Annotated in this window: 10 protein-coding genes; 9 read left to right on the top strand and 1 reads right to left on the bottom strand. The window is 62.2% G+C overall.

Annotated features, from left to right (window positions below):
* Positions 1 to 345 precede the first annotated feature (345 nt).
* Complete coding sequence (locus tag B3D39_RS07495) at positions 346 to 1761, bottom strand: tyrosine-type recombinase/integrase (protein WP_274963414.1); 1416 nt, start codon at positions 1759 to 1761, stop codon at positions 346 to 348.
* A 354-nt stretch (positions 1762 to 2115) separates the two neighbouring features.
* Between B3D39_RS07495 and B3D39_RS07490 the strand changes: the two genes are divergently transcribed.
* From B3D39_RS07490 to B3D39_RS07450, 9 genes are all read left to right on the top strand, one after another.
* Positions 2116 to 3186: a substrate-binding domain-containing protein gene (locus tag B3D39_RS07490; RefSeq protein ID WP_274963415.1), complete on the top strand. Its 1071-nt coding sequence runs from the start codon at positions 2116 to 2118 to the stop codon at positions 3184 to 3186.
* Positions 3187 to 3254: 68 nt separating this feature from the next.
* A complete protein-coding gene (locus B3D39_RS07485; RefSeq protein ID WP_274963416.1) occupies positions 3255 to 4517 on the top strand; it encodes a Gfo/Idh/MocA family protein in 1263 nt (420 codons plus the stop codon).
* Positions 4514 to 6073, top strand: a complete 1560-nt coding sequence (locus tag B3D39_RS07480) for a hypothetical protein (RefSeq protein WP_274963417.1) — start codon at positions 4514 to 4516, stop codon at positions 6071 to 6073. The genes B3D39_RS07485 and B3D39_RS07480 overlap by 4 nt, the downstream gene beginning before the upstream one ends.
* A 21-nt stretch (positions 6074 to 6094) precedes the next feature.
* Positions 6095 to 7360, top strand: a complete 1266-nt coding sequence (locus B3D39_RS07475) for an ABC transporter substrate-binding protein (protein WP_274963418.1) — start codon at positions 6095 to 6097, stop codon at positions 7358 to 7360.
* Between the two features lie 61 nt (positions 7361 to 7421).
* A complete protein-coding gene (locus tag B3D39_RS07470) occupies positions 7422 to 8369 on the top strand; it encodes a carbohydrate ABC transporter permease (protein WP_274963419.1) in 948 nt (315 codons plus the stop codon).
* Positions 8366 to 9190, top strand: coding sequence for a carbohydrate ABC transporter permease (locus B3D39_RS07465; RefSeq protein WP_274963420.1), 825 nt, complete (start codon positions 8366 to 8368; stop codon positions 9188 to 9190). Before B3D39_RS07470 ends, B3D39_RS07465 begins: the two co-directional genes overlap by 4 nt.
* A gap of 4 nt (positions 9191 to 9194) precedes the next feature.
* Entirely contained in the window at positions 9195 to 10205 is a 1011-nt protein-coding gene (locus B3D39_RS07460) for an ABC transporter ATP-binding protein (RefSeq protein WP_274963421.1), read from the top strand.
* A 17-nt stretch (positions 10206 to 10222) separates the two neighbouring features.
* Positions 10223 to 11230, top strand: a complete 1008-nt coding sequence (locus B3D39_RS07455; protein WP_274963422.1) for an SIS domain-containing protein — start codon at positions 10223 to 10225, stop codon at positions 11228 to 11230.
* Complete coding sequence (locus B3D39_RS07450; RefSeq protein ID WP_274963423.1) at positions 11230 to 12162, top strand: carbohydrate kinase family protein; 933 nt, start codon at positions 11230 to 11232, stop codon at positions 12160 to 12162. The genes B3D39_RS07455 and B3D39_RS07450 overlap by 1 nt, the downstream gene beginning before the upstream one ends.
* The last annotated feature ends 92 nt before the right edge of the window (positions 12163 to 12254 follow it).

Below are 12254 nucleotides of genomic sequence, written 5' to 3'. Positions count from 1 at the left end.
GGGGGGGGGGGGGCAAAATTGACGAAAGGGGTAAATGTGGTTGCGTGCCTGAGCGTCTCTGGTGCAATCGCGCCATAGCGTTTGCCGCGCATTCGGTCTTCGGCGCAGCGACCATGCGGGATTGATGCCCAATTGCTGAAATCGAACGCAGGTCTGCTCACTCTCGCGAACGGAACTTCCGAGTAAGTATAATAACTGGTCGCGGCGGGTTTCGGGTGTCGTTCCCCATGCTAAATTCGGTCCGAGCTGTGATCTTAGACAGGCTTGAAGACATGCGTCACGTCTTCCAGAAAATGGCGGCTCAGTGTGTTCGCAAGCGTTCTCCGCACTAAGACCGCGAACGCTTCAGGCTCCTCTGCGGCTGACGAACTGAAGTTCGTCGCCTCGACACAAGGCGAAGTTGCTCCGTGGCCAAGACGCGACGGGGATCGACGGAGGCGGAGCTTGCAGCGATTTCCGTAACGCGCGCATTCGCACGTCATATTCCCGAGGCTGATCTTCCAACGCGGCAAATCGTAGAGCGAGCTCACGTTCGATGCTTTCGCAAGACAGATGGCCGTAGGTCCGGCTCACCGTGTCTGTATTCGCGTGGCCGAGTTGACGCGCGACGATGGCAAGCGGCACGCCGGCCTGCACAAGCTGACTGGCATAAGTGTGCCGCAATCCGTGGAACACGAATTCATGCGGCAGCCCGGCCTTCTCGACAGCTGCTTTGAAGAGATGTTTGTGACGGGTTTTCCAGATCTGGCCTGCGCCGGTGCGAAAGACGATGTCATCGTCTGCTTTCCCGGCGCATTTGGCCAAGAAAAATCGCATCCCTTCCTCCGGGAGATACACATAGCGTGGTCGCCAGCCTTTGGGGGAGGAGACGTAAATACCAAAGATGTCTTTTCCGACATCGCACACGCGAAGCGCTGAAAGCTCGGACACGCGACAGCCCGTATAAAGCGCTGCACGCACCAAGTCCGCAAGATCTGGGCGGCATGCGGCGATCAGCTCACGACACTGCGCGCGTGTGAGGAAGATCTGACGAGGAACTTCCAAATTCGGGACGCGGTGGATGCAGCGCCAAGAGCGTTCCGAGGCGGTGTGGCCGTTCTCCCATGCCATCTGCATGGCAATTCGCAATATCCCCAGCAGCGTGTTCAGTGTTCCTTTCCGGCGGCGCAATGCATCCGGGTCGAGGCTCTCAATCTTTACCCTTGCCTTGAGCGCCTGGTTCCCCCGCTTGGGTGGCGTCTCAAGGATGGCACGACAGAAATTGGTGATTGTGTTGCCGGTCAGCTCGTCGAGCTGAACCGCTCCGAGGCGCGGCAGGATATGAAAGTTGATCAATGCGACCAGAGTCTCAAAGGTCGTCTTCGTGGCAGCTATGCGCTTCCATTCCACATAGTCGATCAGGGCGTCGCCCACAGTGAAGCCAGCGTCACTCTTCGAATATCGCAGATGCTGTGTGGTCCCGACCGGGAAACTTGCTGAGGCAATACCCCGCAATTCCTGCTCGGCGAACCAGGCGCGCGCGAGCGTGATCGCCGCTTCGTAGGAAAGGCCCGTTGAGTTTTCCGAAGCTGCGGGTCCGAGTCGCTGCTGCTTATAGCGGCCATCCTTCTTGCGGATCCGAGCGACCCAATGAAGGGGCTTAGCTGGTTTCTTCTCGAGCCCAATGTGACGGCAATACTCGAGAATGTTCCAATAAGGCTCCCGTCTTTCAGGAAGTGTGTTGATCGTCTTTTGGGTATCGAGCTTCGGCGCGTGATCCATCGGATGCTTCCTCTTGGCCAAGGTTGAGGAAGTATCTTCGCGCTCTCTCCGTTAAGCCATATCGCTCGACATAGTCGAGTAGAACAGCTTCTGCCGTGTCAGGCTGGGTCGGGTCTTTCATTGCATTCTCCTATCAACTGCACGAGTGGGCATACTAACAAGCTGAAAGTAAATGAGCCGTTAAGCCTAGCCGGAATTTGTCGCGTGCGACGAGTGCGGCTTGGCAGGTGAGTCCAATCGCGATACCGCTTCCCGCGTCGCGTTGACGAAACCGGCGCCCAGCCCTCATACATGGCTCTCGGGCGAAAGTGGTTCAGGAGAAGGCCCGTTGACGCAGGAACTGGTGATCGCGGAATGAAGAAGTCCTCGGGCGAAGACGACCTGGCCGCATGGATTCGCGCCTATCTTGCGGCGGGAAGGCCGGGGGACCGTTTGCCGACGATGCGCGATCTGATGAAGCGGTTCGGGGTTGCGCAACGTGTGGTGGAGCGCGTGCTGAAACCCGAAATCGCCGCGGGGCGCTTGGTCTCTCGGCGCGGGGCAGGGGTCTCCATCGCGGAGGTGGTCGAGAAGCAGACCGAATATGATGCGGATCTCCTGATCCTCTATCGGCTGTCCGAAAGCCGTCTGGCGAACACCCTTCTGCAAGAGCTCGAACAACGCCTGAAAGCGCGCGGGATCGACATTCTGAAGCTCGGCTATTCCTCGGAAGATCAAGCGCAAGCGGTGATGAGCCGCATGGGGCGCTTTCGCTGCTGTCTCATCCAGCTCCATTTCGAGACACTTCCGATCCGCTTTCTCGCGGCACTCACCGCACATGCGGATTCGATCGTGCTTGACGGTATTTCTGCGACGGGGATCGGGCTCGACGCGATCGGGACGAACTGGCGCGAGCCTCTGGCGCAGGCGTTCCGTCGATTGCGCGGGGCCGGGCATACGAAGATCGCCTACTTCACCTCCGGCCATCCGGCGCGGCAAATCGCGATGGCGCGGCGCGAATACGAGCGACTTTGCGCGGCAGAAGGCTTGGAAAGCTGGCTTCTGGAGACCGATGCGCTGCCTGGGGGGTATCGGAGTTCCGACCTCGTCGACTCGCTGACCGCGCAGCGTGAAGCGGACGGAAATTTGCCCTTTACCGCGCTCATCGCTTGGGGAGTCGTCGACGGCTACATGCTCGACCGCGCCTTGCGCGATCTGGAGATTGTCCCGGGGCGCGATCTTTCGGTCGTCGTGCTGGGCAGCACCGATTTTCCATCCGAACACCTTCGGCGTTTCGATGTATGCGGTAACAGGAACGACGAGAAAATAGATCTATTCGAACGGGTTGTCTGGTCGCGGGTGCAAGGGGAAGGCCCTCCGCCGCAGATCCATTACCTGCCGGTCCATTTCGTGGAACATGGCAGCGTCGTCGATTTGACAGACTGAGTATAACTCATATTTTTCGAAAAGATATACCCACATAAGCTGGCATCGAACGAATAACGGAGAGTTTGATGCAGGCAGATGCAGCGGCAGAGACGGTGGGCGTAGCCATCATCGGAGCCGGAGAGCGCGGAGTGTATTACGTGGGCTCGCGCATGGCCGAGCTGGCGCGTGAAACCGGGCTGCGGATCATCGGCGTGCAGGACCGGCTCGCGGATCGCGCGGCGCTTGCGGCGCAGCATCTCGATGGGCTCTATTCGGCGCAGGGCCTCAATCACAAGGTGCGCGTCTTCGAAGATATGCATGCGGCCGTCCACGATCCCGATGTGGGCCTCGTGCTTGTGACCACCCACACGGACGCGCATCGCGCCCCTGCAATCGAGGCGATCCGGGCGGGAAAACGTGTCTATCTCGACAAGCCGATCTCGGTCACGCTGGAGGATGCAGAAGCCATCGCCGCGGCGGAGCGGGAAGTGGGCAAGCCGGTGATGATGGGGTTCACGCGGCGCTACGAGAAGCCGTGGATCTCGGCGGTAGAGATGGTCGCGCGCGGCGAGATCGGCAGCCCGCAGATGATCCTGCTGCGCTCCGTCATTCCCTATACGCGCTACCTTCAGCTCTGGCATCGCTCGAACGCCACATCGGGCGGGGCGCTCAATGACAAGGGCTCGCACCATTTCGACGTGCTCAACTGGATCGCGGGGGCCGCCCCCCTTACGGTCAGCGCGATCGGCGGGCGTTCGGATATCTTCGCTCCCGATCCGAACGCCCCGGCGCGCTGCTCGGAATGCGATCGCGATTGCCCCTATCGCCGCCACGAGACGCTGATCGACAAGGCGGAAGGCATCCCGAAAGTGCCAAATGAGAGCTGGAGCACGGCGACCGCGCCGCAGGATCGCAACGACAACTGCGTCTACCTGCCGGGATCGGATATCGACGACCATGCGATCGTCACGGTGCGCTACGCAAATGGCGTCGACGCCTGCCTGTTCTTCACGATTTTCGGGCCCTTCGCCGAGGATCAGGAAACGCTCGAAGTCGTCGGCTCTTCGGGGCGTCTGCGGATGGAGCGGCATTCGGGCGAAATCGATCTCGTCTCGAATTATGGCCGGTCCCGCGACGTGATCGAAGCCGTCTCGAATGACCGCTCATCGAGCCATTTCGGCGCCGATCTGGAGCTTGTCCGCACCATGCGCCGCTTTGCAGATGGGGAGGTTCCCCCGGTGGGCGTGCCCGAGGGGGTTGCCTCGCTCCGGCTGGTTCGTGCAGCCCAGATGAGCCTGAACGCGGGCGGGCGCGCCGTTGATCCGAAGACGATGGAGTTTGTCCAATGATCCGCGCCTCGCTTCCCGCCCGGCTGACGCCGCTTGCCGCCGAGCTGGGGCTGACCCCGCTCTATGGTGACATCCACAACCACTGCGACATTTCCTATGGGCATGGGCGCTTTGCCGATGCGCTGGCGCGGGCTGCGCTTCAGCTCGACTTCGTTTCGATCACCGGCCACGCGCATTGGCCCGACATGCCAGTCGATGACCCTTCCGTGGCCCATATCGTCGACTTCCACGTGAAGGGTTTTGCCAAGTTGCGCGCGGGATGGGAGAGCCATTTCGACGCCCTGCGCGCTGCCGAGACCGCGCGTTTCAGCGTCTTCCCCGGATACGAGATCCATTCGGGCGAACACGGCGATTACACCATCGTCTATGCCGATCTGGAGTTCGCGCCTCTGCATCTGGCAGACAGTCCTTCGGACCTGCGCGAGACGCTCGAGGCCGAGATGCCGGGCCGCGCGCTCGCCTTTCCGCATCACATCGGCTATCGGCAGGGCGCGCGCGGGATCAACTGGAAGACCTTCGACCGGACGCTTTCGCCCTTCGTCGAGATGTTCTCGATGCATGGCTGCGCGGAGACTTCCGAGACCGGGCGCAGCTACCTGCATTCGATGGGACCGGTCGATGGGCATTCGACGATGGAATGGGGCCTGCATGAAGGCCATGCCTTCGGAATCGTCGGCAATACCGATCACCACAGCGCGTTCCCGGGCTCTTACGGGCATGGCCGGATGGCTGCCTATGCGACCGAGCGCGACCGTGAGGCGATCTGGGATGCGATGATGTCGCGGCGGACCAATGCGCTGACAGGCGACCGTATTCACCTGCTCGGCGCAATCGGCAATGTCGTGCAAGGCGGGATCGTCGCGCCGCAAGATGCGGCCCATATGCAAATCGAGGCGATAGGCGGCGGCTTCATCGATAGCATCGACGTGATGCGCAACGGCAAACTGTTCGAGCGGATCTCTCCTGCGCTCACAACGGCGCCGATCGGTGAGGATGCCGATGAGACGCTTCTCTATCTCGAACTCGGCTGGGGTGCGCGCGGGTCGAAACACCACTGGGATGGCCGGATCGAAATCGAAGGGGGCGAAATCCTCGATGTGGAACCGCGCTTCCGGGGCGCTGAAGTGGTCTCGCCGCTTGAAGGTGACGATGCTGGTCACGCGCTGCCGGAGCTGCGCGAGGACGGGGCAGGGGTCGTCTTCTCTGTGACCGCCGAGGCCAACCCGAACAATTCGACCACGGCCACGCAGGGCGTGATGCTGCGCGCGCGCATCGGATCTGACGCTGTCATCCGGGCGACGCTGAGCGGCAAGTCGATCGAGATCCCGGCCGCGCGCCTGCGCGAAGGGGCGCTTTCGGGTAATCTCGGGCCCATCGACAGCCCCGCCTACCGCTTCCATCCGCTGCCGCGTCCGGCGGAGTGGCAATGGGCCGGACGCGTGGCTTTGGGAGAGTTTCAAGCCGGGGAGACGGTCTATCTCCGGCTGCGGCAAGCGGGAGGTCAAATGTGCTGGACCTCACCGATATTCTGCCGTGACGAAGGCCGAAAATCATAAAGAACTAATGGGAGTGTAGAAATGAAGTTGAGGAAACTGATCTATGCCGGGCTCGCCGCCGCAGGTCTCGCCGCAGGTCCGGCCCATGCGGTGGAGCTGTCGATCGTGCATGGCGCCATCGGCAAGGATAACGAGGTGCTGCGCGCCGAACTCGATCGCTGGGAAAAGCAAACTGGCAACACGGTCAAGATCGTCTCGATGCCTGAGTCGACGACCGACCAGTTCGGCCAATACAAGCTTTGGCTGTCGGCTAAATCCTCCGATATCGACGTCTATCGTCTCGACGTCGTCTGGGCGCCGCAGCTTGCCGATCACTTCGTCGATCTGAACGAGGCGACGAAGGATATTCAGGACCAGTTCATCCCGTCGACCCTGAAGGGGCAGATGGTGGACGGCAAGCTGGTGGCTCTGCCGATGTTCATCGGGGCACCCGCGCTCTATTACCGCGAAGACCTGTTGAAGAAATACGACCGTCCTGTGCCCAAGACCTGGGCCGAGATGAAAGAGACCGCGCAGATCATCCAGGACGGTGAGCGTGAAGCGGGCAACAAGGACATGCAGGGCTTCGTGTTTCAAGGCGCGGCCTATGAGGGCCTGACCTGCAATGCGATGGAATGGATCGCCAGCTATGGCGGCGGAAACTTCGTTGAACCCGACGGCTCGATCGACATCAACAACGCGAAAGCGGCAGAGGCGCTGAACATGGCGGCGTCCTGGATCGGCACGATCGCCCCGGAAGGCGTGCTGAACTACAAGGAAGAAGACGCACGCGGCGTGTTCCAATCCGGTGACGCGGTCTTCATGCGTAACTGGAACTACGCTTACGCACTGGTCAATGGCGATGACAGCCCGGTCAAAGGCAAGGTCGGCGTGTCGGAACTGCCCAAAGGCGGCGAGGACGGCAAGTCCGCGGCAACCCTTGGCGGCTGGGAGCTTGCGGTCTCGAAATATTCCAAGCACCAGCAGGAAGCGATCGATCTGGTAAAATTCCTCGACAATTACGAGAGCCAGAAAGAGCGCGCGATCGTCACGTCGCGTCCGCCGACCCTCACGGCCGTCTATAACGATCCGGAAGTCGCGAAAGAGCAGCCTTTCATTCCGCTCTGGAAACCGGTTCTGGACGGCACGCTCGCGCGTCCTTCGGCGGCTGCGAAACGCAAGTATAACGAGGCTTCGTCGCTGTTCTGGACTGCCGTGCATAACACGCTGTCGGGCGACGGCTCGGCCGAGGACAACCTCGCGATGCTGGAAGCCAAGCTGAAGCGCCTCAAAGGCGACGCCTGGTAAGGCCCTGTGCCCTGCGCGGCGCGCGGATCACGCGCGCCGCTTGACGCAAGAGGAGAACGAGATGGCCGTCGACGCCACGAAATCCAAACTCTCTCGCCAACGCGTTCGCTCGGCTTGGCTGTTCCTTTTGCCGATGCTGCTCGTGCTCGCGGCGGTTGCCGCCTGGCCTTTGGCCCGCACGATCTGGTTCGGCTTCACGGATGCGTCGCTCGACCGGATGGGAGAGGCGCAATGGGTCGGGTTTCGCAACTATCTCGACTGGTTCGACTACGGCAACGGCAAGGGCGAATGGGAGGGCCTTCTCGTCGATCCGCGCTGGTGGGGGGCCGTCTGGAACACCATCAAGTTCTCGATCATCTCCGTTTCCGTCGAAACGATTTTCGGCACCGTGATCGCGCTCGTCCTCAATCAACAATTCCGAGGCCGCAGTGTCGTGCGAGCCGCCGTGCTGATCCCGTGGGCGATCCCGACGATCGTTTCGGCCAAGATGTGGGCCTGGATGATGCATGACCAGTTCGGCATCCTGAACGACATGCTGATGCGTCTGCACCTGATCGCAGACCCGATCGCATGGACCGCCTCGCCCGATACCGCCATGATCGCGGTCGTCATCGTCGATGTCTGGAAGACCACGCCCTTCATGGCGCTTCTGATCCTGGCAGGCCTCCAGATGGTGCCGGGCGATATCTACGAGGCCGCCAAGCTCGACGGCATCCCGCCGGTGCGCGTCTTCCGCAAGATCACGCTGCCGCTGATCCTGCCCGCGATCCTCGTGGCGGTGGTCTTCCGGGCGCTCGACGCGCTGCGCGTCTTCGATATCATCTACGTGCTCACGCCGAACACGGATGCGACCCGCACGATGTCGGTCTTCGCACGTGAGAACCTCTTCGATTACGACAAGTTCGCCTACGGCTCGGCGGCCTCGACGCTGCTGTTCCTCGTGATCGCGCTCATCACCATCTTCTTCATCTTCGCCACGCGGATGGATCTCGCGGGAGATCGCGAATGAAACAGCTCAAGTCCTTCGGATTCTACGCCCTCGTCGCGGTGATCGTGTTGCAAGCGGTCTTCCCGTTCTACTACGCGATCCTGACCTCCTTCGAGACCGGGCAGGCGATATTCGATATCAACTACTTCCCGCATAGCTTCGATTTCTCGAACTACGCCTCGATGCTCGAGGGCGGCGATTTCGGGCGACAGATTCTGAATTCCGTCTTCGTCGCGACGGTCGTCGTGATCCTGTCGCTGATCCTCGCTGTGACGGCCTCCTACGCGCTGAGCCGGGTGAAATTCCGGGGCAGGGGGCTTTTGCTGCTGACGATCCTGTCGGTGTCGATGTTCCCGCAGATCGCGGTGCTGGCAGGTCTGTTCGAGGTGATCCGGGCTATGGGGCTCTTCAACTCGCTCTGGTCGCTCGTCTTCTCCTACATGATCTTCACGCTGCCCTTCACCGTCTGGGTGCTCACGACCTTCATGCGCAAGATGCCCATCGAGGTCGAGGAAGCGGCGATCATGGACGGCGCGCGCCCGATCACGATCATCTTCCGGGTGTTCCTGCCGCTGATGTGGCCCGCGATGGTGACCACAGGGCTTCTGGCCTTCATCCACGCATGGAACGAGTTTCTCTTCGCGCTCACGTTCCTGTCGACCGACAGCCAGCGCACGGTTCCCGTCGCCATCGCGCTGATTTCCGGCCGGTCCGAGTTCGAAATCCCCTGGGGCAACATCATGGCGGCTTCGGTCGTCGTGACGGTGCCGCTGATCGTGCTCGTTCTCATTTTCCAACGCAAGATCGTCTCCGGCCTGACCGCAGGCGCAGTGAAAGGGTGATCCCATGGCTTCGGTCGAATTGAAATCCGTCACCAAATCCTACGGCACACTCGAGGTTCTGCATGGCGTGGACCTGTCGCTGCAAGCGGGCGAGTTCGTCGTCTTCGTGGGCCCCTCGGGCTGCGGAAAATCCACCCTTTTGCGGATGATCGCGGGGCTCGAAGACATCACCTCGGGCGAGCTGACCATCGACGGGGCGCCGATGAATGACGTGCTGCCCGCAAAGCGCGGTGTGTCGATGGTGTTCCAGTCCTACGCGCTCTACCCGCATATGACGGTCTACGAGAACATGGCCTTCGGGCTGGAACAGGCGAAGCTCTCGAAGGACCAGATCAAGACGCGTGTCCGCGAGGCCGCCGATATGCTGCAGATCACGCCCTATCTTGATCGCAAGCCGCGCGCGCTTTCCGGGGGGCAGCGCCAGCGCGTCGCCATCGGTCGTGCGATCACACGCCAGCCGCGCGTGTTCCTCTTCGACGAGCCGCTCTCGAACCTCGACGCCGCGCTGCGCGGCGATACGCGGATCGAGATCGCGCGCCTTCACAAGCGGCTCGAAGACACGACGATGATCTACGTGACCCACGATCAGGTCGAGGCGATGACGCTGGCCGACCGGATCGTGGTGCTCAATGGCGGCCACGTGGAGCAGGTCGGCGCGCCGATGGAGCTTTACGAGCGCCCCGCGTCGCAGTTCGTCGCCGGGTTCATCGGCTCTCCGCGGATGAATTTCGTGGAAGGCCATGAGGCCGAAAGCCGTGGCGGCGCGACCTATGGCATCCGCCCGGAGCATGTCGACATAAGCCGCGACAGCGGCACATGGCATGGCACCGTCACCTTCTTCGAGGCTTTGGGTGCGGACACCTTCATCCACGTCGCAACACAGAACGCCGGCACCGTCGTTGCACGCGTGCCCGGGTTCGAGCGCTACCGCGTCGACGAGACGGTGTATCTGACGCCGCAGGCTGAACGCGGCCACCTCTTCGACAAAACCGGTCGGCCCGTGGTGCCGGCATGAACGCAATGGAGACACAGATGACGATTTCGCCGGGCCTGGAACAGCTTCAGTCCGAAACCAGCCGCCAGTTCGCCGATGCCCGCGCCACTTGGGAGACTTGCCATCCTGCCTGCGCTCAGGCGGCTGAGGAAATCCGCGCAACCGGTCGGCTGTTGCTGCTCGGGATGGGCGGCTCGCATTGGATCAACCGGGCCGCCGAGCCCTTCTACCGGCAGGCGGGCATCGACGCGACGGCGCATGTCGTCTCCGAATATATGCGCGCGCCGATTTCGCGCGAGGCGACGGTGTTTCTGACCTCGCAATCGGGCGCGTCGGGCGAGGTTCTGCGCTACCTCGATGCGCCCGCAGCGGGGCCAGTCTTCGGGTTGACGCTCGATCCCGACAGCCCGCTTGCGACGCGCACGCACCCGCTGCTGGGGCAGGGCGGTGTGGAGCATGCCTATGCCGCAACGCGCTCGCTTCTGATCACGCTGACCCTGCATATGGGGGTGCTGGCAGCCCTCGGGGCAGATAGCGAAGCCTTCGTGGAGGCGCTGAATGCGCCGGTCACGGCGGAGAACGCAGAGGTCGTCGCCGCCATCGCGGGTGCAAAGAATGCGGTGATCTGCGCGCGTGGCACGATGCAGGGGATTGCAGATGCCGCGGCGCTGAGCCTGATGGAACTGGCGCGTATTCCCGTGCTGGGTCTCGAGGCTGGACAATTCCGCCATGGTCCCTTCGAGATGGTTGATGACGAGAGCGCCGTGATCTTCCTGCGCGGGGCGGGGGATGAGGGCGTGAATATCGACGGGCTTTCGCGCGAACTCCTCGGCCACGGTATCCGGCCCATCGTCTTCGATTTCTCCGGCGAAGCGCCGGTCGAGGGGGCCCTGACGGTCAGCCTGCCGAAACGTCAGGGACTCGCGGCCGCGATCTCGGTCCTGCCAGTTCTGCAAAAGGCGATCATCGAGGCCTCCGACCGCATGGTCGATCAGGTCGGCGTGCCGATCCGGTCGCGCAAGGTGACCAGCGGGGAGGCCGCGTAATGGCCCGTCCGATCTGCGTTCTCGGCAATGCCAACCTTGACCTCGTCATGGGCGCGATCGGGGCTTGGCCCGATCCGGGCACCGAGACGTTTCTGCCGCGCTCGGATATGCGGATCGGCGGATCGGCCGCGAATACGGCGTTGGTTTTGAGCCGTCTCGGCGCGCCGAACGGCCTGATCTCCGGCTGTGGTTTGGACATGGCGGGCGAGATGATCGCGGATCGGTTTCAGGGCGACCTCGACTGCATCGAGCGGTTCAGCGATCCGACCGGGGTGTCGGTTGGCGTGCTCTTCGAGGATGCGGAGCGTAGTTTCCTTTCGATCGATGGGCACCTGGCGAAGCTAGATCTGCCTGTTTTCCTGAGGCAGTTGAAAGACTGGCCGCTGGACGGAGCGATTGCTCTGGTCAGCGGCGCCTTCGCCATGCCCGGATTGCTTACCCATCAAGAGGCGCTGATCGATCACCTGCGCCTCGCTGGCGCGGAAATCGCAATCGATCCGGGCTGGCCCGGCGGTGGCTGGACCGACGCGAGCCGACGCGCCGTTCTACGCTGGATCGGGAAATCAGATCACGTGCTACTCAATGACAAGGAAACATGCGCGCTGGCGGGATGCGCCGATCTCCCTGCGGCGCTCGATGCCCTTCAGGAGGGAGGCGGCGCGGGCGCACGCCTGGTCGTCAAATGCGGTGCCGATGGCGCGATCTGCCGCTATGGTCGCGAAACCATCCGGGCACACGCGCCTCGGCGTGAGGTGTTTGACACGGTCGGCGCAGGAGATGCGTTCAACGCGGGCTATCTCGCCGCGATTGCGCGCGACGCGGGTATCGAGACGGCGCTGTCCGCAGGGGCGCATGTCGCCTCCGATGTCATCGCCGAATTCCCGCGCGCGCAAACGCCGATATCCCTCACGGAGTTAGCCCTTGCCTCGTAACATCCTTCTGATGATCGCTGACGATCTGGGTCGCATGGCGGGCTGCTACGGTGAGCCCGCGATCCGGACGCCGAATATCGATGCGCTGGCGG

Source organism: Thioclava sp. UBA3469 (genome assembly GCF_002378135.1).
Lineage (GTDB): Bacteria > Pseudomonadota > Alphaproteobacteria > Rhodobacterales > Rhodobacteraceae > Thioclava > Thioclava sediminum.
The sequence above is the reverse complement of the archived record's forward strand: the minus strand, read 5'-3'. Positions and strand labels throughout refer to the sequence as shown.

Excerpts from the sequence above, each read along its gene's own strand:
- B3D39_RS07490 (WP_274963415.1), top strand. The coding sequence starts at position 2,116 with ATGAAGAAGTCCTCGGGCGAAGACGACCTGGCCGCATGGATTCGCGCC.
- B3D39_RS07485 (WP_274963416.1), top strand. The coding sequence starts at position 3,255 with ATGCAGGCAGATGCAGCGGCAGAGACGGTGGGCGTAGCCATCATCGGA.
- B3D39_RS07475 (WP_274963418.1), top strand. The coding sequence starts at position 6,095 with ATGAAGTTGAGGAAACTGATCTATGCCGGGCTCGCCGCCGCAGGTCTC.
- B3D39_RS07470 (WP_274963419.1), top strand. The coding sequence starts at position 7,422 with ATGGCCGTCGACGCCACGAAATCCAAACTCTCTCGCCAACGCGTTCGC.
- B3D39_RS07465 (WP_274963420.1), top strand. The coding sequence starts at position 8,366 with ATGAAACAGCTCAAGTCCTTCGGATTCTACGCCCTCGTCGCGGTGATC.
- B3D39_RS07455 (WP_274963422.1), top strand. The coding sequence starts at position 10,223 with ATGACGATTTCGCCGGGCCTGGAACAGCTTCAGTCCGAAACCAGCCGC.
- B3D39_RS07460 (WP_274963421.1), top strand. The coding sequence starts at position 9,195 with ATGGCTTCGGTCGAATTGAAATCCGTCACCAAATCCTACGGCACACTC.
- B3D39_RS07495 (WP_274963414.1), bottom strand. The coding sequence starts at position 1,761 with ATGGATCACGCGCCGAAGCTCGATACCCAAAAGACGATCAACACACTT.
- B3D39_RS07450 (WP_274963423.1), top strand. The coding sequence starts at position 11,230 with ATGGCCCGTCCGATCTGCGTTCTCGGCAATGCCAACCTTGACCTCGTC.
- B3D39_RS07480 (WP_274963417.1), top strand. The coding sequence starts at position 4,514 with ATGATCCGCGCCTCGCTTCCCGCCCGGCTGACGCCGCTTGCCGCCGAG.